Below are 25220 nucleotides of genomic sequence, written 5' to 3'. Positions count from 1 at the left end.
TCTTTTAAGTTAGTAATCCTAACTACATTTGTCATGGCAATAATGCCTTAATTAAATACCATTGAATTATGAGTAAATCAGTTTTTTATCATGCAGGATGTCCTGTATGCATTAGCGCGGAACACGACATTGTAAGCCTTATCGGATCAGAGAACGTAGAGATCATTCATCTTGGAGATCATCCGCAAAGTATTGAGAAAGCAGAAAAGGCAGGTGTAAAATCTGTACCGGCTTTGGTCACTCCTCAGGGGAATGTACTTCACATCAATTTTGGAGCTTCCATTGAAGACGTAAAACAGTAAGAAGGCTGAAAACATTGAAAAAATGAAGAAAAAATTTTTAACACTTGTTGCGTTCATCTCTTTCACCACAGCTTTTGCCTGTGATCACTGCAAGCAGTATGAAGACTCAAAAGATTTCAAAATCAAATCGGCACAGGTTACCCACAATAAAAAATACGGAACCCTGGAATTTGAGATCACTGTTGAAGGTAAGGCCGGTAAAACAGTTCCCACTCCAGTCGGCAAACTCGATATGGCTCCTGTATTGGGATACGTTTTCCCTACAACACTGAAGCCTGAAGATGTAGGTTTCAGCCCTACTGAAGGAATTCTAGCACTTGCCTTAACTTCACATCCGGATTTTGATGACAGTCCGCTCTGGGATGAAAATGCAGATGGAAAATTTGATAACGACGGCATTGTATGGCATCCTCACTGGGTGGTTCTGGTACAGGATAAAAGGGTAAAAGGAGGCCTTTCGGTAAAGGAATACAGGAAAGCAGATCCAATAACAAAACCTAAGACTGCTCCGGATATGCCTATGTATATGGATTCACCGGGATTTCCGGTGGTGACTCAGAATAATGCGATCCGTGTTTCTGTACCTGCATACCGCATTAATAATAAAGTCAGCTTTAATTATGATGCTGTTGCCTGCTATCTTCAGGTCTCTGCACCGGAAGGAGGTATGTCTATGGATAAGCCAATGTTGGGGGTTTATAATGTGTACAGTGTGCTTTCCAAGAACCTTTCTTTACCCTACAAGGTAAAATAACAGAGATGATTCAGTTCATCTGTTTCTAAAAACAGGAGCAGGAATGGTCCATTCCCAACATTTTACGATGATATGTGCCGTTCCTGCTTTATCATTAACCTTAAAAAAAATACTATGAAAATTGCCGTTTGGGATACTTACGTTACTAAAAAAGACGGAACCGTGATGCATTTTGATATTCTGGTTCCGGATCACATCAACGATACAAAAACTATTTTTGAACACGGGCAAAACTATCTGGCTCAAAAAGGACAGCAGGGACAGGCTCTTACAGCCAAAGAATGCAACTTATGTCATATGAAAGAAGCCACTCCGGATATAAAAAATGAGATAGATCAAAAAGGATATTATATCATTGAAATGGAAGGATGTAACTAATTTCAAAAACACAACTATTCAAATATACTTTCAGTGAAGATTATTTTGCTGAAAGTTTTTGTTAAATTTACCTGAGTTCGTGTTAAGAACAAAGAAGCGATATATTAATTGTGATAAGAAAAATTAGATGATCAGACTGAAAAAGGGGACAGGAATTACTAATTTAACCATGTCAAGGTTCAAAACCTTGACATGGTTAACAGGATTATGACGGCTTAAACAGGTTCAGAGTCCCTGATCATCATTACAATAAAAAGCTTTTATCTCGAACTCAGGTAAAATATGATGCCTATACAATATACTTAAATTTGAAAAAAAACAAAGATTTTATTTGTTGCGGCTCAATTTGTTTAATCTGAATGAGCTTAAAAATAAATCCATATAGGATCTAACACACATAGAATACCATAAAATGATCCATTCACCCTTTGACCCGAATCACCAGAACCACGAAATCGACAGCAAGATTGTTGTGGCTTTAGAGCGTCTTTCAGAGGCCTTCCGGGTATTGCTCTGGAACGAGAGTAAGCTGAATGCGCTCAGCCCGATACAAATACAGATCCTGATTTCCTTACTCTTTCAGCCGATTGAAAAATGCAGAATAAGCTATCTGGCTAAAGAATTCAACATGAGTAAGCCCACAATCAGTGACAGTGTAAAATCTCTGTTACAGAAAGGCCTGGTTGAAAAAAAAAGTGATCTGCTGGATTCCAGAAGTTATACGCTAAGTTTAACCGACAGCGGCAGGATTACGGCCTTAAATTCAGCTGATTTCACAAGATCCATTGAGAACCCGGTTGGTTCTCTTAGTCTTCAACAGAAAGAAGTGATGCTGGATGGATTACTGAAAATCATTCAGGGATTAAATACAGCCGGAATCATCACCGTACAAAGAATGTGTTTTACCTGCAGCCATTACAGAATCAGTGATGAAGGTCATTACTGCAAATTACTTCAGATGCCGCTGGCTTACAAGGAGATCAGGATCAACTGTCCGGAGCACGCTGCCATCATGTAATGTCAGGAAGATAGAAGATGGATGAGGGAAGTTATGGAAGTCCAAAGTATAGCTAATCCAAGCCCCATTAATATTTTTCCTAAACAACTTGATCAAATTTTTGGAAAACCATTAAAATTAATGTCCAATAGTAACTTCCATCTTCGACCCTCCAGCTTCCAATCTCACAATTTCCACTTCCTCCCCCATTCTCTAACACCTTTTAACAAACTTTATCTATGTTTTAATAGTTTACCCTACCGCTTAGGAATGGTTATTGAACTTTATAAATCACACTAAAAATAAAATATTATGAAAAAGTTATTGTTAGCAGCCTTTGGTTTAGGAATAGTCGCTGTGAGCTGCGGAACTAAAGAATCTTCGATGTCATCGGGTAACACTGATTCTAATGCAACAGTTAAGACTAAAACTGTAACATCGACCAAAACAGACTCAACAAAGATGGCTGTACAAGACAGCATAGGGATTGATTCCGTGGCTGCTACACGTCCGGCTAAATAGATACCCACAGATTTTTAATCTAAATATGGAAAATCCGCAGATGAAAGCTCTGCGGATTTTTTTATTTTTATAATTTCATAGGAACCAATTCTACGGAATACCCCAAAACCTTTAAACTTCTCTATCAGCCCGCAGATACAGGAAAAATGTCTCAACTGGACAGCATTATCCCCCTCAAAACAGCGGAAATATTCTATTTATTACTTCAAAATAAAAGTTTCTCAGAATATATAGCAGACTCTTACAAAGCTCTTAATATTTTTCTATATTTGACGGTATTAAACATCAAAATTAACTATTATGAAAAAATTATGGATAGGAGCTGTTCTAGGCATTCTGTTTTTAGGAAGCTGTGCCCAGAACAAGGAAAAAAGAGAAGAGTTCAAAGACGAACACAATAAAGATTCTCTGAGAAATAAAATGGGTGATTCCGCTGTTGCCAATTCTGAGCCGGCTCCGGTTTCTCATGATTCCGCCAAAGTAAAAACAGACAGTTTAAAGACTAAGTAAAAATAACAAATCCGCAGCTACGCTGCGGATTTGCACTTAAAAAAACTTGACTGAAAAAAACCGGGCAATCAACCCCGATTGTATTATAAAATCTTTACCGTCCCCGGATTATTCACCCAGGTAGATAAAGGTATTGACCACCAGATAAGCAGATCTGTTATCCATAGATGCCCCCATACCTCCTGTAGGAACTGTTGCAATCCCCGACAGTGCATGAATATGGGCACCGGAAGTGGCTGTACTGCTCATCAGCCCGACTCCGCCCCAGGAGGAAATATCATTATTCCCCTGATAATGGCCGGAACCATTATTTCCTACATCTGTACCTCCAAGCAGGAAACCTCCTTCCCCTGATCCGTGTGTGTGGGCACCTGCGCTTTCTGCAGTTCCGCTTACCACACCTGTCAGATTGATATCCGGAAGATTCGAGCGGGTAATCGTCATCGTATTATTCCCGCCATGGCTTCCCAACAGCTCGGCACCATTTCTTGTTTTCAGAACCCTGTCTGCTGCGTCCGGAAGACTCGTCGTAAAGCCTAAGCCTGCCGCTGAATTCTGTGCCGGTAATGGAAGAGAGGAAACTGACCTTCCATTAAGCAGATACCATCCGTTGTGATCTGACGGCTGCACAGAGTTTTTAATATCTCCTGCAGACTGGGGATGCATTTTTCTGGGATCCCCCGGCAGCATTCTCTGCCACATTTTCCCGTCATAATAATAGAGTCCGGTGGCTGTAATATTCACCGTTTTGCTGCTGGGTACCCTTACTGCTGCCGAAGCATAAATAATGGTTCCTGCATGACTCTCTGTGTACTGGAGATCAGCTGCCTTGATCTCATCTCCTGAAAGCCTTGGGGGCAATACCCCTTCAGCTGTGGATCCGTCACTTCTTTTCGCGACGATGTCCAGACTCGCAATCGGCACAGCTGTATTGATTCCTATCTGCCCAAAAGCAGCATTAGAAAATACAGATGCCAACACGACCGTTAAAGTTGTCTTCATCCGTTTAATTTACTAGTTAAAAGTTTTCATGGTTTTTGTGTATAAAATAGTTGGCAGATATTTTATATCGTCTAGTAATTTTCAGTTTTAGTATTTAGATGGCTGAGCGCAGTTCTGCTTTAATGGGAATAAACAGATTAAAAAATGAGTGACAAACTGCAGTAGATTCATTCCCATAAAGCTGGCGCAAAGATATAGATGCGAAGGTCTTACATAAAACAATAGGTTATCTGTTTTCACGAAAATGAAAAGACACAATTCCTAAAAACAATCTGATTTTTAAGTGTTTTCCCGAAAATGAACATTTTTATCTGACTGATTTTCAGCATCCAAATATTTAATATACGACGATGGAGAAAAATCGGTCACAGCCTTGAAGACGGACGCAAATTTACTGTGTGAAGAAAAGCCGCATTCATCTGCCAGGATGCTGATCTTATACTGTCTGTACTTTTCATCATTGATCAGCTTATCCACGATATAGTTAATCCTCAGACGATTGACATAGGTTTTCACATCCGCATTTTTATGCTGATTGATCACATAGGAAAGATACTTCGTATTGGTATTAAGTTCAGCAGCCAGGAATGACAGTGACATATTTTTGTTGTTATACAGGTCTCCTTTTTCAAATTCCTCAAGAAGTTCCAGGAGTTTTGCCTCTGTTTCGGAGGTCATCAGGGATTCATTTCTTCTTTTGTTGGATCCTCCTGCCCGATCATCCACTTCTTCCACAGAAATATTGGAAAAGTCGGAATTTTCCGTTTTTAATGGCATAGATTCTCTGCGGGAACTGATCATTTGAAGCTGAGTTCTTATAATATTCCGGAATTTTGAGCGCTGTTTTCTCTGTTTTGCTTTAAAAAATATAACGATTCCAATCAGGGTAATAAGCAGTACGATAATGGCTGCATTTTTCACAACACTGATCTGTGCGCTTTTTTTACTGGGCTTTACCAAAGTTTCCGGACCACTGAGCGAGACTTCACGGCTCCGTGCAGTAAGACTGTCGTAGGCTCTTACATATTTTACGGCATACAGGGAAGCTTTAAAATTGTCTCCCGTTCCTTCATAATAATCATTGATATTGGAATAGACTGCTTTTTTAAGTTTAAGACTTTTGGAACTGTCTGCTATGTTTTCGGCTTTTTTAAGGTAGGTTTCTGCCTCTTTCCAGTTTTTCTGTTTCAGACGAATCCCTCCTATTCCGTTATACACCAATCCGAGTACACAGCACTTATTTTTAAGCATCGATTCTGCTTTCCGGTAATAGCTTTCGGAGACGGCATAATCTTTTAGTTTAAAATAGACATCACCAAGAATCTGATAGGAAGCGGCTACTGCTCTTTCATTATCCCGGGGATTATCTTTTGCAAAAGAGTCTAATGAATGCTGAATATATTTCACCGCATCAGAATAGCTGCCCCTTTCCATTTCGTAATAGGCCATTTCCTGATTCAGAAGTCCGAGTATTTCCCCTCTTTTTTGAGAATCGGTGATGCCTTTGGCTGCTTCTATACCTTCCAGGGTATACTTTTTTGATCTTTCATGAAGCCCAACCAGACGGTATTCTTTAGCCAGAAATTCGTTCACGCGGGCCAACCATTCCCCTTCACTGATTTGGTTTAAAAGAGAATGGGCATTTTCACCGTAGCATATAGATTTTTTGAATTCTCCGGCGGAGTGGTATAATTCGGCAGAAAGAAGAAGGCTTGTCACCTTGTCTAAAGGTTTCTGTGCAGTCATGTACAGCGAATCCGCCGTTTTCAGGGCTCCCGGAATATCTTTTTGTGCTGTTTGAATAGACGTTCTTTCACAGATTTGATCGAAGCCGTATTTTTTCTGAGCCCAGATAGGGACAGCAGTTATGAACAAAAACAAAAGTTTTAGCAGACTTTTAGGCATAAAAAAATAAATTATTATTTGGATTTTATAATAATTCATCATTTTCATGGGTGTCTTTTTGTTTTTACAAAGCTACTAATATTTTATTTTTTATTAAAATATTCTTCAATTATTTAATTTTTTTAACTAAAAAACAACTTATTGTTTAATTTAATAACATGTTTTTAACAATCCTCACCTTAAATAGAATTATTACATATAAAAATTCAGTTTAAATAAATATTTTCCGTGTATATCGTATACGTGTTAACATAATTATTACATTTGTAATCAATAAAAAGTTTTATGAAAAAATTAGCAATATTTTCTTCTTTATTTATAGCTGCAGTAGCATTTGCACAGGGAATTAAATTTGAAGATAACAATTTCGCAGCTATTCTGGCGAAGGCAAAAAAAGAAAATAAACTGGTATTTGTAGATGCTTATGCATCTTGGTGCGGACCATGTAAACTGATGGTGAAAAATATTTTCCCACTTCCGGCTGTTGGAGATTTTTACAATTCCCACTTTGTGAACGCCAAAATTGATATGGAAAAAGGAGAAGGAATAGGTCTTGCCAAAAAATATAATGTAAAAGCATTTCCTACGTATCTTTTCATCAATGGTGACGGAGAGGAAGTTCACAGAACATTAGGTTACGTGGAGGAAAAAGACTTCATCCAGTTTGCGAAAGATGCGGAAGATCCAAATAAAAGACTGACTGCATTAAAGCAAAAATTTGAAAATGGAGAAAAAGATCCTGAATTTCTTAAAAACCTTGCGGGACTGACCATCTATAATGATTCTGAACTGGCTGGAAGAGTACTGGACCGTTATTTCCAACAGAAAACGACCCTTGATCAGGAAGATGTACAAATGCTTCTTTCGGGAGTGCAGAGTACAGAAAGTCCTTTGTATAAAATATTCCAGAATAAAAAAGCGGAAATCATCAAAATCTTCCCTGAAGATAAATATGCGAAGTTTGACAAAAATATAAAGCTGAATACAGCAGTTAAGAAATCATATAACGCAGATACAAAAACCTGGAATGAAAGCTACTTCTTAACGGAAACTCAAAAATTCATGACCAAAGAGGAGTCTGAAAAGTTTCTGAAAAAAGTAAAAGCCAGCAGAGCTCTGAAGGATAAGGACATTCCTACTTATGAGAAATTAACGATAGAATTGTACAAGGATTATTCTGCAGCAAGTTCTGAAGAGCTAAACTCTTTAGCATGGAATTTCTTTGAAAACGTAAGCAGCAAGGCTTCTCTGGAAAAAGCGGTAGCTTGGGCTCAGGAATCTGTAAAGAAAGATGAAAACTATGCGAATACGGATACTTTAGCGAATCTTTACAACAAAATCGGAGATAAGAAAAATGCAAAAATGTGGGCTGAAAAATCTGTTCAGCTTGCAAAAAGCACAGGACAGGATTCTACAGACACTGAAAAATTACTGAAAAGCCTTTAAATAATAAAGTATAAAAAAGAAATCCGCAGAGCAAAGCTCTGCGGATTTTTTATGTTTAAACCATTTATCAGATATACCGATAGAAGTTTAATGATTTCGTTTGATTAATATTGGAACAGAACACTTCCCCACGTAAATCCGCTTCCGAATGCTGAAAGCAGTACCAAGTCTCCCCTTTTGATCTTTCCTTCTTCAATAGCTTCACTTAAAGCGATAGGAATAGAAGCCGCCGTTGTATTTCCGTATTTCTGAATATTATTGTGGATCTTCTCATCCGGAAGTCCGAATTTCTGCTGTACAAACTGGGCAATTCTAAGATTGGCCTGGTGAGGAATGAACATATCCAGATCTTCAATGGTTTTTCCTGCTTTATCCAAAGCTTCCTGCATCGTTTCAGGGAATCTCGTTACGGCATGTTTGAACACAAAATTTCCGTTCATGATCGGGTACACTTCTTTATCGGTAACATGATCAGGTTCTTTTCTCATTCTGTCGCTCCATCCGAATTTAGAACCGGGGAACTGGGTACATAATTCGTCGGCATACTTTCCTTCAGAATGCATATTTACTGCTAAAATATCTCCTGCATTAGCATCTTCAGTCGCTGAAAGTATAATGGCTCCTGCCCCGTCTCCAAAGATCACGGAAACCCCTCTTCCCTCATCAGAAAAATCAAGTCCGAAAGAATGAATCTCTGCGCCTACAACCAGAATATTTTTGTATGTTCCGGATTTGATAAAAGCATTGGCTACACTTACCGCGTATACAAACCCTGAGCATTGGTTTCTCACATCCAAAGCACCAATCGTATCACATCCCAGCATATCCTGAAGCAAAACGCCACAACCCGGGAAATAATAATCCGGAGAAAGCGTCGCAAAAACAATATAATCTATATCCTGAGCGGTCAGTCCTGCTTTTTCAAGAGCTTTTTCAGAAGCTTTGAATCCTAAATAAGCAGTGGTTTCCTGAGAGTCGTTTCTGTTTTGTCTGTGTCTTCTTTCTTTGATGCCCGTTCTTTCCGTAATCCATTCATCATTGGTGGTCATCAGTTTTGCTAAATCATCATTCGTAACAACATTGTCCGGAACATAAAATCCAATTCCTTTTATTGTACTTTTAATCATATAGTTTTTTTAATTTTGGCAAAGATAAAATTATTTAACACATAGTTTTTCAAAATATTAGTATTTTTATTATATGCCAATCGACACGATATACAGAGATTCCCAATGTGAATGGGTAGATGTAGAGGCTCCCACTGCGGAAGACCTGAAATTTCTTCACGAAAGATATGAGATCAACAATCTTCTGCTGGAAGATACCATGGATCCGAACCACCTTCCGAAATACGAAGAAGATGGCAGTGTAAAATTCTTCCTCCTCCGCGAAAGCACCGAGCTGGAAAGAAAAAACCTCAATACCATAAGCGATATCAGTACGAAGATCGCCATCTTTCTGCTGGAAAATACCATCATCACCATCCACAGGATGAAAACGAAAAGTATTCTGGAGACAAAGAAACAGATTTCTGCCATCCAGACAGAAGTTCCTCCTTCAAAGATCGCTTTAATGATCGCTCTTCTGATTATGAAGAGTTTCGATGATGAATCACTCAGCCTTCTGGAAACGATGGATAATATTGAAAACGAGATTTTCCTCAAAAACACCAACCATACCAACCAGATCAGAAGACTGTATAAACTGAAGAGAAAATCAGGGCTGAACTCACGGGTCCTCATTATTTCAACTGATGCGGTGGATAAATTCAAACTCTTAAATCTTCAGGATTCAGAGATCGTCGATTTAAAAGATAAGCACAAAGATGTTGTGGCAGATTTTGATCATTTAAATATTCAAATCACCAACCTTATTTCAATGTTCCTTGCGCTTTCAGATCAGAAGGCGAATCAGGTCATGAAAGTTCTGGCTATTTATTCGGTGTATTTTTTACCGATTACTTTTATTGCCGGTCTTTACGGAATGAATTTCGAAAATATGCCTGAGTTGCATCATAAGTACGGATACTTTATCACGGTTGGGGTTATGGCTTTGGTTGTGATCTGCACCTTTATTTATGCAAGGCGAAAACAGTGGTAAAATAAAGGGTGAAAACACTTGGATGGGAATAAGGATTTGTGACTAACTTTAGCTAAGATTTGACAGATGAATTTTTGAGCTTTTTGTTGGTTAACGCTAAGACGCAAATTTTTTATAATCGTTAAACTGCTTTAAGGCGCAAAGATTTTATCTTCGATAAAATTGAATACTGTTAATTTTTAGTATTACAATTTTAGGTGAAAATCTTTGATTTTCTTGCGCCTTAACAACATAAACATTTTTAAACACCTTGCGCCTTTGCGAAAACCAACAAAGACCAAGTACAGATACCAAACGCCCAATCACCCATGAAAACTGAAATCTTAAACCAAATTCTTGAAGAAAATATACTTTCCCAGGAATCTAAAGACAAGCTCGCTGCCCTCCATGAGCATATTTCGTTAAAGGAGTTTTCCGATCTGCTGGATGCACAGGGAAGCCAATATGTAGAGTTTGTTCAGGAAGGAGGCGGTGTCTGGGGAAGTGCTTTGGTGGGGTATCTTTATGGGTTAGAGATTTTTGGTGTTCGGTTTTTAAAAGTGGCGGGAACCAGTGCCGGTGCGATCAATACCATGCTTATTGCAGCCTGTAAGACCAAAGAGGAGGCTAAAAGTGAAGTGATCAAGGATATTCTTTTCAGCTGGAATTTTGCAGATTTTATGGATGGAAAGACGTATGTAAAAACCACCATTCATGCGATTCTGAACAATAAGGATTTCTTTAAGATTAATGCGATTATTTTGGCGGTCATTATGGTGATCCTCGTGATCATTCCTTTTGCATCCAGACCGGAAACCACGCTGAATGCGAAACTCCTTTTTCTGATTCCTTTAATTCCTGTGATTATCACCTTTTTCTGTATTAAAAAATTCTACAATGATTTCCGAAAACAGAACAGCGGATTCAATCCAGGGAATACTTTTTTACAAACTATGCAAAGTGTTCTGGACGGTTTCGGGATCAAATCGGTGGCTGAGCTTAATGATAAGTTTATTCAGAAAGAACAGGCCCTTAATCTTAATTACCGTTATGGAAATACACAGGAATATTACACCATCGCTTTAAAAAGCATTGAAGCCATTAAGAATAAAAATCTGGAGCATATCGACCAGACACGTTACAGGATATTTTATGAAAGTGCCGTGAACAATGATTACTATAAAAACAATCCGTTTTACCAGCTCCGCTCGGAATATGTCGTTATCACTACGGATATCAATGCGAAGATCAAAGTAGAGCTTCCTACAATGGCCAATTTATACTGGTCTGAAGAAGAACTGAAGCATGTAAGTCCAGCCGAATTTGTAAGAGCTTCCATGTCTGTCCCATTCTTTTTTGAACCTTTCCAAAAACGGATCGATAAGGATGACAGCTCAGTGAAATACGCCTGGAAATTCTGGATGAACACAAAACCCGAGGATATCTACCCTGCCGGACTTTTCATTGACGGCGGAAGTATTTCCAACTTCCCGATCGATATTTTTCATGCCAGCGATGTCTTTTATCCGAGAATGCCGCTTTTCGGGGTGCAGCTTACCAGTGATTCGGATATCCTGTCTGAGAAGGGGAAAACGAGTGAAGAAATCCTCAAAACACCTTTTTCTTACGCGGGAAATATCATCAGCACCTTAAAAGGATTTAACGATAAATCATTTTTAGCCAAACACAGTTTTTACCGTCTTTACAGCATTCAGACCGTGAATTGCGGAACGAGCAGCTGGCTGAATTTCTTTATGAAAAGAGAGGAAAAAGAAGATCTTTTCAACAGAGGTTTTCAGGCTGCCCTGGATTTCCTGAATCAGTTCGACTGGGAAAAATACAAATACGAAAGAATGATGCTTTCCATGAAGGAGAAAAAGATACTGAAGGAAGAGGATACACCGACGGTGGGATAAGGAATTTTGAGTATTTTAGATGTTTAATATTGTCAATGAAGAAAAGATATTTTTTTGCCATCGGAATTGTAATCGTTCTTGTATTTATTTCTATCCCCATTATTCACGTTCTCAGAACGAAGTGGAATGAGTCCGATCTTAAGACTGAAACACCAAAAGGCTATGCGAATGATGTAAGCCAACTGAATTTAACCAAAATAGATACTTTAATAAAGGTTCCTTCTTCAAAAACAGAGATCGAAAACCAGCTGCGCCAGATTCTGAAATATGCTAAGGAAAAGAAATTAAAAATATCCATTGCCGGAGCACAGCACAGTATGGGCGGACACACGATTTACCCAAACGGCATTTTATTGAATATGCTTCCGTATAAACATATGGAACTGGATGCTGAGAATAATATCCTTACCATTGGCTCGGGTGCTCTTTGGGAAGATGCTATACAATATCTCGATAAAAAAGGAAAATCAATTGCCGTCATGCAGGCTTTCAGTTCTTTTTCCATAGGCGGTTCAGTAAGTGTGAACGGTCACGGATGGCAGAAAAATATTCCCCCGGTTGGATCAAGTGTTGTTTCATTTACATTAATGAATCACAATGGTGAAATTATCAGCTGCAGCAGGGAGGAGAATCCTGAGCTGTTTAAACTGGTGATCGGAGGATATGGTCTGTTCGGAATTATTTTGGATGTGAAATTAAAAGTGGTGGATAATACAAACCTCAAATACCGGTATGTCCGTTTAAAATCTGATGACTATACGAATGATTATAAAAGGCTTATAGCTGATCGCCCGGAAGTCAGTCTTGTTTTTGGAAGGTTAAGGATTTCCGATAAGCATTTTCTGGAAGAAGCCACGATCAACTATTTTGAAAAGACTGATGAAAAACCTTCATCGATTGCTGCTAAAAATGCAAAAAGTGAAGAAACAAAACGTCTTGTTTTTCGAAGCACCGTCAACAGTGAATATGGAAAAAGGCTTCGGTGGGATCTGGAAACCAACCTTAGCAAAATGGCTCAAAATATTGTCTATACAAGAAATGAACTTCTTGACGGCCATGTTTCTCTCATTGAAAATAAAGACCCAAATTCTACGGACCTTCTGCAGGAGTATTTTATCCCGGAAAGAAATTTCAACCAGTTTATCAAAGATATCAAGCCGGTTCTCAAAAATTCAGAATTGGACCTTCTCAATATAACAATCCGCGCAGTGAATAAAGATGAAGACAGCTATATGAACTATGCAAGGGAAAATGTTTTCGGGTTTGTCTTATTATTTAACCAAAAGAAAACAGCAAAACAGGAAGACGCCATGAAGATCCTGACCAACAAACTGGTAGATGCTACCCTTAAAAATGAAGGAACGTTTTATCTGCCCTACCGTCTCCATATCGACAGAATAAAGATGAGGAAAGTATATCCTCAGGCTGACTCCTTCTTCGCTATGAAAAGAAAGTATGATCCTCAGGAAATTTTTGACAACAAATTTTACCAGCATTATAAATAAAAAATTACTATCACTTTAAAAATCTAATAATGGCCAGCTGTTTTATTGTATTTAAAGACGGAAGATGCTTCTCCAGAAGATGGACGGGCTACGATTATATCATAAGGATTGCGATTAAGGAGTTGGCTTTTATTGAAAATGGAAAGCCCCTGGCAGAATGGCTGGAACTTCAGATCCCTCCCGAAGACGAGGACGAATATGAAAGAGCAGAAAGTGGCTATGGCTTTTACAGCTCCCGCACCGATGAATGGATTAACCGGCATCTGGATACCAGAAGCCTGACAGAGGAAAACCAAAAGTTGTTCTGGAACGCCATTGAAAGCGGAAGAATCAAGGTGCATGACCCGGAGTTGCCGGATTACACGGATTTAAACCCTGAATATTTTGATTTGTTTTATGAAATGTACAGACTTTCAGAGGATGGAGCTCCACCGCTGGAATATTCGCATTGGGGCGTTGTAACGGAATGTCATGAGAAAGACGGTCCGGGATGGGAGTGAAAACAATTCAATACATTAATGATCTGAATATGAACTGGGTGATCAGAAGCACAAAAACGATAGAATTTCACACAAACCTTCATGAAGTTTTAAAACCGATCTGGGAAAACCTTGTTGATTACGATTGGATCCTGACAGATCTGGATTTCATAACAGATGATCAATTACCCATCCATTTTAATCAAGATTATTTTATTTTAAACAGAGAAGAGTTTAGTATAATTTATCAATCCCGGACTCAAATAATTTGGGGAATTATTTCTGCTGTGCCCCAAAATATACAATTGGATCTTACCCTTATTTCAAATTTATCTGCAGAAGATGAAAATGTATGGAAAGCCAATCAATATTTGATTAAAGAATCTTATCTCGAAATTACAGCATTTGACAGTGGATATACCATCGTTAAATTCAAAGATGAAAAACTCTCAAATAAATTCAAGGCCTATTTTCAGGATGAAGCTATAGATTTATATGAGTTTAACAAAAAATATAGGCTATGAAATTAAGATCAATTGGTAAATACTTGTTCCTTTGCGGAATAGTGATGTTTCCCCTTTCTGTCATCATGTTTTTAATTGGGGCAGGAATGTTTACTGCCAGAGGAAACTTTTCACCAATAGTCAGAAGCTTAGCGGAGTTTTGTTTTATTTTTTGGCTGCCCTTTTTTGCATTGGGAATTATTTTTTCACTTACTGGAATGATTATTTATTTCATCAAAAATAAATCAAAAGATTAAATTAACCTGAGTTCGGGATAAGAAGTATTTAACAATTTCTTTTAATTTTTTTTAATAAAGATCTAAGGAAAATCCTGGTGTCTCAGTTTTGGCTAAAGCCTTTTGCAATGTGTATATCTTGTAGACGGGCTGAAGCCCGTCCCTATTGAATATATAGGAAACCATCGAGAAATATCTGTCAGTTTATCAAGGCATTAAATCTTATCACAAGAAAAAAATAATTCCAATCCTCATTTTTTCAGTCTTATCATCTCAATGCTTTTATTTCTATCTGATATGACCATTTTTGCTCTTTCTTTGTTCTTTGTTCTATACTCTTTATTCTCTCTTATTATCCCAAACTCAGGTTAAATTACAAACCTTCCAAAAATTCCAGATACATCGGCACACTGCTCTCAATCCATTCCTGTGAAGGATCATTTTCAATTCCATAGTACACAAAAGGTTCTTTATAATCTCCTTTGATGTAGTCAAAAGTAAGCTCATAAGGACGGAAAAGCTCATTCATGGTATATTTGTACTTTCCGGATGCACTGTAGCCTTCTTCATCAATTCCAGCCGTAACAGCCAGCGACATTTTCTTCCCTCCGACTTTGTAACCGCTCTTACTTCCATAGGCCCAGCCGTAAAGAAGCACCTCATCAAACCATTTTTTCAAAAGCGGCGGACTGCTGAACCAGTAAAACGGAAACTGGAAGACAATTTTGTCATAAGACTCCATCAGCTGCTGTTCTTTTGCTACATCGATCTTTTCATCCGGATAAGCTTCGTACAGGGAGTGAATGGTATATTTTTCAGGATATTTTTTTAATTCTTCTATCCATCTTTTATTGATCACTGATTTTTCAATATCAGGGTGAATGACTATTACTAATGTTTTCATTTTTCTGTTTAAATTTTCTTCAGCAAAAATAATATACGTAACTTACATTTAAAATAGTAGTGCCCAATTGTACGGTACTATAAAAAATGTAAGTAATGACTAAAATAAAGGAAACATCGACCAATTTTGCCAATAAAAAAGCGCTTTCCGATGAGTGTCCGGAGATCTATGCTTCCAATACCATCGGCGGACAGTGGGCGCTGGCCATCTGCTGCTACCTCATCAACGGAAAACTGAGATTCGGGGAGCTTAGAAAAAAGCTGAACAATATCACAGAACGAATGCTTACCCTGCAACTCCGTAGACTGGAAGAAGACCGTATCATCACCAGAACTGTGTATGCCGAAGTTCCGCCCCGCGTGGAATATGAACTGACAGAGATCGGATACAAACTAAAACCCATCATCCTGGAATTTGAAAAATGGGGCAAGGAACATAAGGACATTATGCGGGATAAGGAAATTGTTTCTGAACCGCAGAAGGTGGGAAATAGCTGAATTTAAGTTTCGGCTAAAGCCAATTGATTTTGTTTGATTGATTGAACGGGCTAAAGCCCGTTCCTATTGATGAAATAGAGACCAACAATTGAATTTCATATTCAAAAACCTCACTTTATACTTACAAGCAATTTACTTTCATGGATAAAATTTTAGTATTCTTTTTTATATTTTTAGGTTCTGATGTTCTATTTTCACAGAATATCAATGGGTATAACAAAATTTTAAAGATAGAAAACTTACCCTTCAACAAACATGAAGTAAGGATTTACAGAAAGCAGGCAACTTCGATCGGATTAGAAATGTTTAGGCTTTCTCAGGATCATATGGAAAACTGGACCTGCGAATTATATAAAACAGAATCAACAAGAAATCAACAGGTAACGATTAAAAAATCTAATACAAATTCACCAAAAAACATAGATTTGGTTTGGTTAAAAATTCTTGACACCAATCTTTTACATCTTCCCCAGTGGAAAAGTATTCAGTATAAGTTAGAAAAGAAAAATAAAGAATATTTTACAGAAGATGGTGAAATTATGTCTTCAAAATCTACATCAACTATATTGGATGGGGTTTCTTATTATGTAAAAATAAAAAATGATAAAAAAGAAAATCAATTTGAATATAATAATCCTGAATCCTATTTAAAAATTTACCCTAATGTTGATGAACTCATTTTCTTTAAAGAATTACTGGATGTAGTAAGCACTGAATTCAAAGTTTTTCCGTAAATAATATAAAATAGATGGTTACATTAGATTTTTTAAAAGAGATTTTATCTTCCCAAGCTTTGAGAAATAATCCCCGTGCTAATTATTTTTATGAATTTGATATCGTTGCATTTGATCATTCCATAAATGCCCCGGATTTCATGAGAACCCACTTTGCTTTAAAAGATAATAAGGAGCTAGCTGTACACCCAATCACTGAATCTGAATTCAGGAAAACTATACATAAGTGGTTCTTTGGGCGTGAAAGATCAAAGAATATCGATCCGGATCAGCCAGAAAATCTGGAAAAAGTAGAAAGCTTTTATCATTCTTTAAAATCGTTCACCAAAGAAAAGCAGATTTTCCATTTTCAAAATGTTAATATTGGAAGGTATGAATATCAGCTGGGTATAGATTATGACTATTTATACATTGAAGGCGAAAAAAATAATTTCCTCATTTATTTCAACGCGCAGGGCTGATAATGCGTAAATTTAAGGTATCACAAACTATAAAAACTAACCTATGAAAAATTTGATTTTTTCTCTCCCCTTTTTTCTTACTCTATTCTTCGGAACCCACGTCAATGCACAGAAAATTTCCGATGGCCAGACTATAGAAATCAACGGTATGAGTGTCACGTTTAATATTTTAAACAAAGAAAGCGTGGAAGCTGGTGGTAAACCGTACGACCGCTATAAAGTTTCAGCTACTGTAAAAAACGCCTCGGATAAAGGGTACAACATCAGACTGTCTTCTTATCCTCAGATTGTGAGCAACATTGGACTTGTAGAACTTAACTGTATCAATGCAACCGGCGCGAAACTAACCTCCAAAAAAATCGAACTGAAAATGAAAGCCCAGATGATTAATGTATCGTATTCTGCTTACGATAAATCCGGGAAATTCACCACCAATATGATTCCTATAACGGGAAGTTATTATTTTGATCCGGGAGATACCATCAGCGATAATGCTATTTTCATTGTTCCACAAGGTGAAAAGCCTGATGTTTCAGTGAGAAATTTAAGATGATTTGGTGATTCGATTATGTGATGATTTGGTGATGGGATAATTTTTAAAGAAAACACCACTCTCTCAAACTCTCTAACACTAAAACCCTCAGACTCTAAAACCCTCCAACACCCATCTACTTCATCCAAAGTGGCTTCTGTTCCAACACGTGATGATAAACAGGACATGTTTCGGCGTGGGCTCCTTTCAGATATCCTGTGCTCATTAAAAACTCATTTACAATTTCTCCGCCGGTGAATTTAAAGGTCTTTTTGAACAGTTTCATCCATTCCTGAAGCGTTTTCGGGTGATGATGCTCCAGCCATTTTTCAAAAGATCCGAATTCCTTTTGCAGTTCTATAATGGTTTTTGCGTTTTCAATGGCTGCATTTATTTTCAGGTGGTTTCTTATGATTCCGCTGTCGTTCATCAGTCTTTCTCTGTCCTCTTCTGTGTAGGCAGCGATTGTCTGAATATCGAAATTATGATAGCCTTTTCTGAAACTCTCTTCTTTTTTTAAAACGGTTTCCCAGCTCAGTCCTGCCTGATTGATTTCCAGAATAAGCCTGCCGAAAAGTTCGTTGTCATCATGGATCGGGAATCCGTAATAATGATCGTGGTAATTTTTATGCAGTTCTTTTCTGCTTTCGGGCTGCATCCCGTCTATGGCTAAACAATAACTCATTAAAATAATTTTTCTGTTTTGGTTAAAAATTCGTCTAAAGCTTCTTTAATATCAATTCCTGTGCGGTCTGCCAGAACAATGAGCCACCAGATATTTTCACCCAACTTATGCTTCAATTCGGCTTCTGAATCTTTTTTAAGCCATCTCTTCTGGTGAGACATAATATCTCTGCCCACCAATCCTGCATCGGTAAGATAGGCCAGAGCATCCTCTTCCAAAGTCCATTCGGTTCCATGGTGCTGGCGTTCCAGTTCATGATAGCTTTCTCTGATTCCGAGGGAACGTTTAATGATTTCGTCTAGATTATTTTGATCCATTATTTCTGTTTTTTTAAAGATTGTTTGTATTCGTTGGGCGTAAGTTCTGTTTTCTTTTTGAATAATTTACTTAACGATTGCGGATGCTCAAAACCCAGCTGGTAAGCCGTTTCTGAAACCGAAAACTGAGATTCAGAAAGATATTCTTTAGCCTTTTCTATCAGTTTATCATGAATATGTTGTTGTGCATTCTGCCCTGTATGATGGCGAAGCATATCACTTAAATATCTTGGAGTCAGATTAAGTTTTGATGCCAGATATTCTACCGTGGGAAGAGCATTTACTCCTTTTTCATTATCGAAATATTCATTGAGAAGATCTTCCATTTTAGACAATAAATTATTATTCACAGATTTCCTGGTGATAAATTGTCTGTTGTAAAAACGGTTGCTATAAGTCAGTAATAATTCTATCTGAGAAATAATTACATCCTGGCTGAACTGATCTATCCGCTCGTTCAGCTCATTCTGAATGTTGTCGAAAACATCCTTAATGGTTTGCTTCTCTTTTTCCGAAAGATACAATGCTTCTGCTGCAGAATAGGAAAAAAAACTATATTCCTTAATTTTCTTCAGGAGGGAATAAGGTCTGATGAAATCCGGATGAATGTGTAAAGACATTCCGCTGTAGTCAGCTTCTTCATTATCCATTCTAAGGACCTGACCTGGCGAGACAAAGGACATTCCACCATTTTCAAAGTCATAATATCCCTGTCCGTATCGGATTTTACCATTGAATTTTGTTTTAAACGAAATCTTATAGAAATCTGATTTTGTCCCGTTTTCAAAAATTTTAGGATCAAAACGAGTCTCACCATAATCAATAACACTGATTAAGGGATGCAATGGTGCAGAAAGCCCCATCGTTTTATGTAAAGTCGACAGCGAACGAAAATGAATCGGTGATGGAATGATTTTCATAATACAAATATAAGATGAGATTGTGACAACTGTTTGTCAGGAGGGAGAAATGTCAATTTTGCTTCGCAAGTGAATAATGGTCAATTTTAAAAATGTACGGATTAAATTCACAAGCGTAGCGGATTCACTATTGACAATTCACTTATTTGTTTCTAAAATACAAAATCTGATTTTATTCTCTGCACTTGGGCTTCAGATCCCGTTTCAGCTCTCTCATCATACAAAGCATTGGCATCTTTTCCTGCAATATACCTCAGCTGATCTTTTCCATCCGTGGCTGCTTCGTAAATAACCCTGGCTATATCTTCCGGTTTTGAATAATTTGAAATCTGTTCAGGGCTGTATCCTTCACTCACTTTTGCCACTAATTGTCCATAAGCCTCATGTGTAGCTCCATCCAAAGACCGTCCCGCAAAATCAGTCTGTATCCCTCCGGGAGCTACAATTTTCACTTTAATTCCGAATTGCGCCAATTCATACCCCATAGATTCTGAAAATCCATCAACTGCAAATTTTGTTGCGCTGTAAACGGAACATGTAGGAAAACCTATCAACCCAAAGCTTGACGTAATATTAATCAAGACGCCATCCTTTTTCTCCCTGAAATACGGCGTAAAACCTTTTGTTATACGGATCACTCCCATCAGATTGGTTTCGATCTGCATTTTAATCTGTTCATCAGTGAAAGCTTCCAAAGGTCCTATTAATCCATATCCGGCGTTGTTCAGAACTACATCTACGTTATAGTTGCCTAGAATATAATCCACTGTTTCATTAAGTTCCTGCGAATTGGTGACATCAAGTTTCAGAACCGTCACCTTTTCAAGTTGGGTCAGTTCGGTTTCAGCCTCCGGATTTCTCATTGTTGCAATAACGTTCCAGCCTTTGCTTTGAAATAGTTTTGCCGTTGTTTTTCCTAAACCTGATGAGGCTCCTGTAATAAAAATTGTCTTTTGCATTATAGTAAATTTTATACTGCAAAATTCCTGAGAATTCATAATTTAAAAGTAACCAAACTGAGTTTGGTTGTAGCTGTTTTGACGAAAGATAATAAATAGCTAGAAGTTGGATTAAGGTATTTTTTAGATACCAGACATCAGATTTCAGACATTAGACTTTCAACTGGAATAAGGATATCAATCGTGAATTTTGCTTCGCAAGTGAATGGGGAATGCTAGATGTTAGATACCAGACATCAGATATCAGACGATCATTTATTAGCTTAATGACTACCAACCAACAACTTATAAACCAGCAACTAGCAACCAAAATTCATAACTCTCTCAAACCCGTATTTCGGCACCTCATCTTTCTTTAAAAAACGAAAATATCCTGTTCGAACTCATGTTAAATAATTACTTTTGACAAAAATAAAAAGCAGGGCGCTATGACACAGCTGTTATTACTCCTATTTTCCATGATTTTCAGTGCTGTTCAGGCCCAGAATCTGTATTCCAAAGCTTATGGCAACCCAAAAGACACACCTGTTATTTTCATCCACGGCGGACCCAGCGGAAATGCTACTCTGTTTGAAGGAACTACGGCTCAAAAGCTTGCAGACAAAGGATTTTATGTGATTGTTTATGACAGACGCGGCGAAGGAAGGTCTAAAGATGACCATGCGACCATGACTTTTAAAGAAAGCTTTCAAGACCTCAACCAGATCTATACAACGTACCATCTTAAAAAAGCCAATATCCTTGCCCACAGTTTTGGGGGAATTATCGGAACCTTATTCACCAGACAGTTTCCTGAAAAAGTAAGTTCACTGACATTGGCAGGAGCTTTGTTTTCACAACAGGAAACCTATGACCATATTTTAAAACAGGCTAAAGAGAAATTCAAAAATGATCCTTCACAACTTCAGGAGATTGCGGAGATTGAAAATTTGAGTAAAAACTCGGCAGCTTACAGAAAGAGATGCTACGAAATCGCCAGCAAAATGAATTTCTTCAACATGCCCTCTCCCACTCCGGAAAGTAAGCAATTGAGACAGGCATATGAAACCGGTGAATTTTACGCCACCAATTTCAGAAACCAGGAATCACCGTTGAAATTCTATAAAAATGAATCCCAGAACAACATTGACAATACTTCTGTTCTGAACGAAATTAAAAAACGCGGAATTCCAATTTTCGCCGTTTATGGTAAAGACGATGGAATATTTTCTACGAAACAGCTTAATGATATGAAAACGATCGCCGGAAAAAATCATTTTAAAATCATTGATAATTGTTCCCACTATCTCTTCGTTGACCAGCAGGATGAATTTTTACAATTCATGGGGGGAAATCTAAAATAAAATGTAGTTTTGTAAACATGCGAACCACAGGCACTTCTATGAAAAACTATAAAGCACTCATCATGATGCTGATATTAGTGTTTTCATTATCGCCGTGTTCTGTGAAAAGAGATCTTCTCGGCCTTTTTGATGTTCAGTATATCAGTGGTTTAAATAAAGTAAAAATTACAGATTCCGTTCAGTCCTATGCCTGTGACAGTGTAACGGAACGTTCTTCAAGCAAAGTTTCTGTTTCAAAAAGGATCTTAAAATCTAAGAATCACAAGTACTTTACAGAAGCTATTCCCTTCCCGGAGGAAGGAACAATAAGTTTTCAAAACAAGTATTCCGGCACAACGACCGGAAACAGTCCGCCGAAATATATCCTGTTTAAAAGACTGAAATTGCATGTGGTTTAGATTTTTATCTGAATCCAATTTTCTATAAACAGTTTTTTAATACAATACAATTTCAATGAAACATACTTCAGACAGCCGGTCTTATGACCTGGCCGGACTCTATACATTATCACTCCGTCTTGTGATCGGATGGACTTATTTTTCAGCATTCTGGCGCAGACTCGTCCTTGAAAACAAACTTATTCCCGATGAAGCCGGATATATCGGTGAAAAATTCAATCACTTTCTCCCTAATGCTTTGGGAATAAAACCTATTATTGAATATCTGGTTACCCATCCTGATGCTTTGGAAACTTCAATGATTACTTTTACCATTATTGAGGCTGTGGTAGGACTGTTCATTATTTTAGGATTATTTACCAGATTAATGAGCATTGGAATTTTCGGGCTTGCTATGGGAATTCTTCTCGGTTCCGGCTGGATCGGAACGACCTGTCTGGATGAATGGCAGATCGGTGTTTTGGGAATTGCCGGAGGATTTGTTTTATTCCTTACGGGAAGCGGTCCTTTTTCACTGGATCATTATTTCATTAAAAAGAATACACCTTTCACTCACCAAAAATGGTTTCTGTGGCTGGGATCCGGTGTTCTTCCTTTTTCAAAACCTAAAACGATTGTGCTGGCGGGATCTGTTTTTATTTTCGGACTTACGCTGTATACCAACCAGTATTTCCATGGCGGCGTTTGGGGAACACTTCATAATAAATCGGTAAAACCTAAGATTGAAATTTCCAATGTTTTACTTAATGCTTCGGACATAACGTTTGAGATTTACAGAACACAGGGCGTGGATGTGTACGGCTCTTTTCTGATCGGAATTCAGTTTCTGGACAAAAACGGAACTGTTTTAAAGGCTTTAGACCTCAACGATCTTTCAAAGTTTCCTAAAGAGAACATTAAAAACCATTATGTGGCTAAAGTAAAACCCGGGAAACATAGCCTGATTATTCCACTGGGCTCAAAGGCTGATCTGAGTTTCAATCTTAATGAAATTTCTGTGAAACATGAAGAGATTCATACGGTAAAGCTGATTGACATCAGTGGGATTGAATGGACTGCGGAGGTAAAGTAAGAAACTTAAAATTGAACCATTAAGAGTCTTTAAGTTGTTAAGAATATTAAGTTTAAATGCTTCGACTACGCTCAGCATGACATCTCTAATACTACTGACTTTAACCGTGAATTTTTAACGTTGATGCTAAGTATAGATAGAATGTTTACGAACGAAATTTCAATACAACATTCCATAAAAAAACCTCCGGAAATTCCGGAGGTTTTGTATTTCAACTGATTTAGTGCATGGCTTCACTTAAATCTATTTTTTCTTTGCTCTTTCGTTCTTTTACCAATAAGATGAACGGAATACAAATCAGGAAGGCAATTCCTAAATAAAGGAAAACATCCATGTATGACAGCACTGTTGCCTGTTTGGTGACCGTCATATCCATCATTTTATAAGCGGCGTTCATGGCACCATCAGGAGTCATTCCTTTTGCCATAAAGCTTGCTTTTAATCCATTCAATCTCTGCTGGACATCAAAATCATTGGAGTCTAAATGAGAAATCAGATTCACCCTGTACTTCTGACTTGCATTGGCGATAAATGTTGTGATCGCTGCGATCCCGAAAGATCCTCCCAACTGTCTCATCATCCCTGTAAATGCTGCTCCCTGACCAATTTCCTGACCTTTCAATGTACTTAATGATAATGAAGTGATCGGAATAAACAATAATCCTAATCCAGCTCCTCTTACCATCAACATCCAGAAGAAAGCTTCTTTACCGGTGTCCGGCGTTAGAATTTTATACCCCCAGAAACTGTAAACGAAGAAGGTAAATAATCCTAAAGATACCAAGATCTGCTGTTTTACCCCTTTTGAAAGTAACTTTCCAATAATAGGCATCATGAAAGCGGTTGTTAATGCCGCGGGAATCATTAATGCTCCGGATTCTAAGGCCGTCCATCCTAAAATACTCTGGGTATAGAGCGGAACGATGAACGTAGAACCATATAAACCAAATCCCAATACAAATGACATGGCGGTTCCAATCCTTAAATTACTGTTTTTTAAAACTCTTAGCTCTACAATGGGGTACTTGAAAGTAAGTTCTCTCCAGAGGAATAATATAAATCCTAAAACCGCTGATACGGTAAACAGAACGATCCATCCACTCGCAAACCAGTCTTCCTCATGTCCTCTTTCTAAGATATACTGCAATGAACCTACTGTAACTGCCAATAAAGCGATTCCTAACCAATCTACATCTGAAGCTTTACGTTTTTCAGCGTATTTCGGGCTTTTTATAAACTGTAAGGTCATTAAAGTGGCCGCAATCCCGATAGGAATGTTGATATAGAAAATATAAGGCCAGCTAAAATTATCTACGATATATCCTCCTAATGGTGGCCCCAATGTAGGGCCGATAATTACTCCCAAACCATAAATAGCCTGAGCCATACTTCTTTTTTCAACGGGATACGATTCCGTAATGATGGTCTGTGAGGTTACCAGTAAGGCTCCACCTCCAATCCCCTGACAGAGTCTGAAAAATACCAGTTCCCAGATATTATCTGCATTACCGCATAAAAAAGAGAATACGGTAAAAATAATAATAGAGGCTGCAAAGTAATTTCGTCGTCCGAACTGTTGGGAAAGCCAGCTTGTCATGGGTACGATAATCACGTTACCAATGGCATAAGCTGTAATGACCCAACCTACTTCGGAAAGGGTAGATCCCAGGTTACCTTTCATCTCGTTCAGGGCAACGTTCACAATCGTGGAATCCACAATTTCCAGCAAAGCACAAAGAATAGCTGTGATCGTAATGATCACTCTTCGGGCTCCGTATTCTACTAATGAATCTTGCATAGTTTTTTACGATGTAAAAAGGTGAATTGTCAATGGTTAATCAACTTCGTTTGTCAATTTTCAATT

Annotated in this window: 28 protein-coding genes; 19 read left to right on the top strand and 9 right to left on the bottom strand. The window is 37.9% G+C overall.

Translation table 11 applies throughout. The features are described 5' to 3' along the window. Positions 1-68: 68 nt before the first annotated feature. The 6 genes from BUA72_RS05515 (at position 69) to BUA72_RS05490 (ending at position 3463) form a co-directional block, all read left to right on the top strand. Complete coding sequence (locus BUA72_RS05515) at positions 69-302, top strand: thioredoxin family protein (RefSeq protein WP_072922086.1); 234 nt, start codon at positions 69-71, stop codon at positions 300-302. Between the two features lie 22 nt (positions 303-324). After that, complete coding sequence (locus tag BUA72_RS05510; protein ID WP_072922085.1) at positions 325-1056, top strand: hypothetical protein; 732 nt, start codon at positions 325-327, stop codon at positions 1054-1056. Between the two features lie 114 nt (positions 1057-1170). Next, entirely contained in the window at positions 1171-1434 is a 264-nt protein-coding gene (locus BUA72_RS05505) for a DUF2024 family protein (RefSeq protein WP_072922496.1), read from the top strand. 412 nt (positions 1435-1846) lie between these two features. Then, complete coding sequence (locus BUA72_RS05500) at positions 1847-2452, top strand: MarR family winged helix-turn-helix transcriptional regulator (protein WP_072922084.1); 606 nt, start codon at positions 1847-1849, stop codon at positions 2450-2452. Positions 2453-2743: 291 nt separating this feature from the next. Further along, on the top strand, positions 2744-2953 hold the full coding sequence (locus BUA72_RS05495) for a hypothetical protein (protein ID WP_072922083.1): 210 nt from the start codon (positions 2744-2746) through the stop codon (positions 2951-2953). A 300-nt stretch (positions 2954-3253) separates the two neighbouring features. Then, positions 3254-3463 (top strand): hypothetical protein, encoded by a 210-nt coding sequence (locus BUA72_RS05490; RefSeq protein ID WP_072922082.1) that lies wholly within the window; start codon positions 3254-3256, stop codon positions 3461-3463. Positions 3464-3571: 108 nt separating this feature from the next. Here the strand turns inward: BUA72_RS05490 and BUA72_RS05485 are convergent, their stop codons facing one another. Both BUA72_RS05485 and BUA72_RS05480 read right to left on the bottom strand, forming a co-directional pair. Then, a complete protein-coding gene (locus BUA72_RS05485) occupies positions 3572-4465 on the bottom strand; it encodes a hypothetical protein (protein ID WP_072922081.1) in 894 nt (297 codons plus the stop codon). 279 nt (positions 4466-4744) lie between these two features. Continuing rightward, a complete protein-coding gene (locus BUA72_RS05480; RefSeq protein WP_175548855.1) occupies positions 4745-6370 on the bottom strand; it encodes an AraC family transcriptional regulator in 1626 nt (541 codons plus the stop codon). A 285-nt stretch (positions 6371-6655) separates the two neighbouring features. On the opposite strand from BUA72_RS05480, the gene BUA72_RS05475 reads away from it, so the two are divergent. Continuing rightward, positions 6656-7816: a thioredoxin family protein gene (locus tag BUA72_RS05475; protein WP_072922079.1), complete on the top strand. Its 1161-nt coding sequence runs from the start codon at positions 6656-6658 to the stop codon at positions 7814-7816. A 104-nt stretch (positions 7817-7920) separates the two neighbouring features. Here the strand turns inward: BUA72_RS05475 and BUA72_RS05470 are convergent, their stop codons facing one another. Then, complete coding sequence (locus BUA72_RS05470) at positions 7921-8943, bottom strand: 3-oxoacyl-ACP synthase III family protein (RefSeq protein WP_072922078.1); 1023 nt, start codon at positions 8941-8943, stop codon at positions 7921-7923. Positions 8944-9016: 73 nt separating this feature from the next. On the opposite strand from BUA72_RS05470, the gene BUA72_RS05465 reads away from it, so the two are divergent. From BUA72_RS05465 to BUA72_RS05445, 5 genes are all read left to right on the top strand, one after another. After that, a complete protein-coding gene (locus BUA72_RS05465; RefSeq protein ID WP_047453762.1) occupies positions 9017-9916 on the top strand; it encodes a magnesium transporter CorA family protein in 900 nt (299 codons plus the stop codon). Between the two features lie 308 nt (positions 9917-10224). Next, positions 10225-11811, top strand: a complete 1587-nt coding sequence (locus BUA72_RS05460) for a patatin-like phospholipase family protein (protein WP_072922077.1) — start codon at positions 10225-10227, stop codon at positions 11809-11811. Positions 11812-11846: 35 nt separating this feature from the next. Then, complete coding sequence (locus BUA72_RS05455; RefSeq protein ID WP_072922076.1) at positions 11847-13316, top strand: FAD-binding oxidoreductase; 1470 nt, start codon at positions 11847-11849, stop codon at positions 13314-13316. Between the two features lie 29 nt (positions 13317-13345). Next, on the top strand, positions 13346-13816 hold the full coding sequence (locus BUA72_RS05450) for a hypothetical protein (protein WP_072922075.1): 471 nt from the start codon (positions 13346-13348) through the stop codon (positions 13814-13816). Then, positions 13813-14319 carry a hypothetical protein gene (locus BUA72_RS05445; RefSeq protein ID WP_139259523.1) on the top strand — a complete coding sequence of 169 codons (507 nt, stop codon included), beginning with the start codon at positions 13813-13815 and terminating at the stop codon, positions 14317-14319. Before BUA72_RS05450 ends, BUA72_RS05445 begins: the two co-directional genes overlap by 4 nt. Before the next feature lie 588 nt (positions 14320-14907). Here BUA72_RS05445 and BUA72_RS05440 read toward each other — a convergent pair. Beyond that, complete coding sequence (locus BUA72_RS05440; RefSeq protein ID WP_072922073.1) at positions 14908-15438, bottom strand: NAD(P)H-dependent oxidoreductase; 531 nt, start codon at positions 15436-15438, stop codon at positions 14908-14910. Between the two features lie 95 nt (positions 15439-15533). On the opposite strand from BUA72_RS05440, the gene BUA72_RS05435 reads away from it, so the two are divergent. The 4 genes from BUA72_RS05435 (at position 15534) to BUA72_RS05420 (ending at position 17683) form a co-directional block, all read left to right on the top strand. Continuing rightward, a complete protein-coding gene (locus BUA72_RS05435; RefSeq protein ID WP_072922072.1) occupies positions 15534-15935 on the top strand; it encodes a winged helix-turn-helix transcriptional regulator in 402 nt (133 codons plus the stop codon). 140 nt (positions 15936-16075) lie between these two features. After that, a complete protein-coding gene (locus BUA72_RS05430; RefSeq protein ID WP_072922071.1) occupies positions 16076-16669 on the top strand; it encodes a hypothetical protein in 594 nt (197 codons plus the stop codon). A 14-nt stretch (positions 16670-16683) separates the two neighbouring features. Beyond that, the gene (locus BUA72_RS05425) at positions 16684-17130 is read left to right on the top strand and encodes a hypothetical protein (protein ID WP_072922070.1); all 447 of its coding nucleotides are present in this window, start codon (positions 16684-16686) and stop codon (positions 17128-17130) included. Positions 17131-17173: 43 nt separating this feature from the next. Beyond that, positions 17174-17683: a hypothetical protein gene (locus BUA72_RS05420; protein ID WP_072922069.1), complete on the top strand. Its 510-nt coding sequence runs from the start codon at positions 17174-17176 to the stop codon at positions 17681-17683. A gap of 115 nt (positions 17684-17798) precedes the next feature. On the opposite strand, the gene BUA72_RS05415 is transcribed toward BUA72_RS05420, so the two are convergent. From BUA72_RS05415 to BUA72_RS05400, 4 genes are all read right to left on the bottom strand, one after another. Then, a complete protein-coding gene (locus tag BUA72_RS05415) occupies positions 17799-18347 on the bottom strand; it encodes a DNA-3-methyladenine glycosylase I (protein ID WP_072922068.1) in 549 nt (182 codons plus the stop codon). Continuing rightward, positions 18347-18664: a MazG-like protein gene (locus tag BUA72_RS05410; protein ID WP_047453741.1), complete on the bottom strand. Its 318-nt coding sequence runs from the start codon at positions 18662-18664 to the stop codon at positions 18347-18349. The genes BUA72_RS05415 and BUA72_RS05410 overlap by 1 nt, the downstream gene beginning before the upstream one ends. Further along, positions 18664-19584: a helix-turn-helix domain-containing protein gene (locus BUA72_RS05405; protein WP_072922067.1), complete on the bottom strand. Its 921-nt coding sequence runs from the start codon at positions 19582-19584 to the stop codon at positions 18664-18666. The genes BUA72_RS05410 and BUA72_RS05405 overlap by 1 nt, the downstream gene beginning before the upstream one ends. Positions 19585-19736: 152 nt before the next feature. After that, positions 19737-20543: an SDR family oxidoreductase gene (locus BUA72_RS05400; protein WP_072922066.1), complete on the bottom strand. Its 807-nt coding sequence runs from the start codon at positions 20541-20543 to the stop codon at positions 19737-19739. A gap of 428 nt (positions 20544-20971) precedes the next feature. Here BUA72_RS05400 and BUA72_RS05395 point away from each other — a divergent pair, with 428 nt between their 5' ends. From BUA72_RS05395 to BUA72_RS05385, 3 genes are read left to right on the top strand one after another with little or no spacing between them, the layout of a single operon-like run. Then, a complete protein-coding gene (locus BUA72_RS05395; protein ID WP_072922065.1) occupies positions 20972-21886 on the top strand; it encodes an alpha/beta fold hydrolase in 915 nt (304 codons plus the stop codon). Positions 21887-21903: 17 nt separating this feature from the next. After that, positions 21904-22284, top strand: a complete 381-nt coding sequence (locus BUA72_RS05390) for a hypothetical protein (RefSeq protein ID WP_139259521.1) — start codon at positions 21904-21906, stop codon at positions 22282-22284. 55 nt (positions 22285-22339) lie between these two features. After that, positions 22340-23356: a TQO small subunit DoxD gene (locus tag BUA72_RS05385; protein WP_072922063.1), complete on the top strand. Its 1017-nt coding sequence runs from the start codon at positions 22340-22342 to the stop codon at positions 23354-23356. A gap of 220 nt (positions 23357-23576) precedes the next feature. On the opposite strand, the gene BUA72_RS05380 is transcribed toward BUA72_RS05385, so the two are convergent. Continuing rightward, positions 23577-25154 carry a DHA2 family efflux MFS transporter permease subunit gene (locus BUA72_RS05380; protein WP_072922062.1) on the bottom strand — a complete coding sequence of 526 codons (1578 nt, stop codon included), beginning with the start codon at positions 25152-25154 and terminating at the stop codon, positions 23577-23579. Between the last annotated feature and the right edge of the window lie 66 nt (positions 25155-25220).

Origin of the sequence: Chryseobacterium sp. OV279 (genome assembly GCF_900128945.1) — a bacterium.
Taxonomy (GTDB): domain Bacteria; phylum Bacteroidota; class Bacteroidia; order Flavobacteriales; family Weeksellaceae; genus Chryseobacterium.
Note: the sequence above shows the minus strand (reverse complement) of the source record. Positions and strands in the feature narration are given on the sequence as shown.

What these genes read in the sequence shown, in the direction of transcription:
- BUA72_RS05515 (WP_072922086.1), top strand. Translation starts at nt 69, where the DNA reads ATGAGTAAATCAGTTTTTTATCATGCAGGATGTCCTGTATGCATTAGC.
- BUA72_RS05510 (WP_072922085.1), top strand. Translation starts at nt 325, where the DNA reads ATGAAGAAAAAATTTTTAACACTTGTTGCGTTCATCTCTTTCACCACA.
- BUA72_RS05505 (WP_072922496.1), top strand. Translation starts at nt 1,171, where the DNA reads ATGAAAATTGCCGTTTGGGATACTTACGTTACTAAAAAAGACGGAACC.
- BUA72_RS05500 (WP_072922084.1), top strand. Translation starts at nt 1,847, where the DNA reads ATGATCCATTCACCCTTTGACCCGAATCACCAGAACCACGAAATCGAC.
- BUA72_RS05495 (WP_072922083.1), top strand. Translation starts at nt 2,744, where the DNA reads ATGAAAAAGTTATTGTTAGCAGCCTTTGGTTTAGGAATAGTCGCTGTG.
- BUA72_RS05490 (WP_072922082.1), top strand. Translation starts at nt 3,254, where the DNA reads ATGAAAAAATTATGGATAGGAGCTGTTCTAGGCATTCTGTTTTTAGGA.
- BUA72_RS05485 (WP_072922081.1), bottom strand. Translation starts at nt 4,465, where the DNA reads ATGAAGACAACTTTAACGGTCGTGTTGGCATCTGTATTTTCTAATGCT.
- BUA72_RS05480 (WP_175548855.1), bottom strand. Translation starts at nt 6,370, where the DNA reads ATGCCTAAAAGTCTGCTAAAACTTTTGTTTTTGTTCATAACTGCTGTC.
- BUA72_RS05475 (WP_072922079.1), top strand. Translation starts at nt 6,656, where the DNA reads ATGAAAAAATTAGCAATATTTTCTTCTTTATTTATAGCTGCAGTAGCA.
- BUA72_RS05470 (WP_072922078.1), bottom strand. Translation starts at nt 8,943, where the DNA reads ATGATTAAAAGTACAATAAAAGGAATTGGATTTTATGTTCCGGACAAT.
- BUA72_RS05465 (WP_047453762.1), top strand. Translation starts at nt 9,017, where the DNA reads ATGCCAATCGACACGATATACAGAGATTCCCAATGTGAATGGGTAGAT.
- BUA72_RS05460 (WP_072922077.1), top strand. Translation starts at nt 10,225, where the DNA reads ATGAAAACTGAAATCTTAAACCAAATTCTTGAAGAAAATATACTTTCC.
- BUA72_RS05455 (WP_072922076.1), top strand. Translation starts at nt 11,847, where the DNA reads ATGAAGAAAAGATATTTTTTTGCCATCGGAATTGTAATCGTTCTTGTA.
- BUA72_RS05450 (WP_072922075.1), top strand. Translation starts at nt 13,346, where the DNA reads ATGGCCAGCTGTTTTATTGTATTTAAAGACGGAAGATGCTTCTCCAGA.
- BUA72_RS05440 (WP_072922073.1), bottom strand. Translation starts at nt 15,438, where the DNA reads ATGAAAACATTAGTAATAGTCATTCACCCTGATATTGAAAAATCAGTG.
- BUA72_RS05435 (WP_072922072.1), top strand. Translation starts at nt 15,534, where the DNA reads ATGACTAAAATAAAGGAAACATCGACCAATTTTGCCAATAAAAAAGCG.
- BUA72_RS05430 (WP_072922071.1), top strand. Translation starts at nt 16,076, where the DNA reads ATGGATAAAATTTTAGTATTCTTTTTTATATTTTTAGGTTCTGATGTT.
- BUA72_RS05425 (WP_072922070.1), top strand. Translation starts at nt 16,684, where the DNA reads ATGGTTACATTAGATTTTTTAAAAGAGATTTTATCTTCCCAAGCTTTG.
- BUA72_RS05420 (WP_072922069.1), top strand. Translation starts at nt 17,174, where the DNA reads ATGAAAAATTTGATTTTTTCTCTCCCCTTTTTTCTTACTCTATTCTTC.
- BUA72_RS05415 (WP_072922068.1), bottom strand. Translation starts at nt 18,347, where the DNA reads ATGAGTTATTGTTTAGCCATAGACGGGATGCAGCCCGAAAGCAGAAAA.
- BUA72_RS05410 (WP_047453741.1), bottom strand. Translation starts at nt 18,664, where the DNA reads ATGGATCAAAATAATCTAGACGAAATCATTAAACGTTCCCTCGGAATC.
- BUA72_RS05405 (WP_072922067.1), bottom strand. Translation starts at nt 19,584, where the DNA reads ATGAAAATCATTCCATCACCGATTCATTTTCGTTCGCTGTCGACTTTA.
- BUA72_RS05400 (WP_072922066.1), bottom strand. Translation starts at nt 20,543, where the DNA reads ATGCAAAAGACAATTTTTATTACAGGAGCCTCATCAGGTTTAGGAAAA.
- BUA72_RS05395 (WP_072922065.1), top strand. Translation starts at nt 20,972, where the DNA reads ATGACACAGCTGTTATTACTCCTATTTTCCATGATTTTCAGTGCTGTT.
- BUA72_RS05390 (WP_139259521.1), top strand. Translation starts at nt 21,904, where the DNA reads ATGCGAACCACAGGCACTTCTATGAAAAACTATAAAGCACTCATCATG.
- BUA72_RS05385 (WP_072922063.1), top strand. Translation starts at nt 22,340, where the DNA reads ATGAAACATACTTCAGACAGCCGGTCTTATGACCTGGCCGGACTCTAT.
- BUA72_RS05380 (WP_072922062.1), bottom strand. Translation starts at nt 25,154, where the DNA reads ATGCAAGATTCATTAGTAGAATACGGAGCCCGAAGAGTGATCATTACG.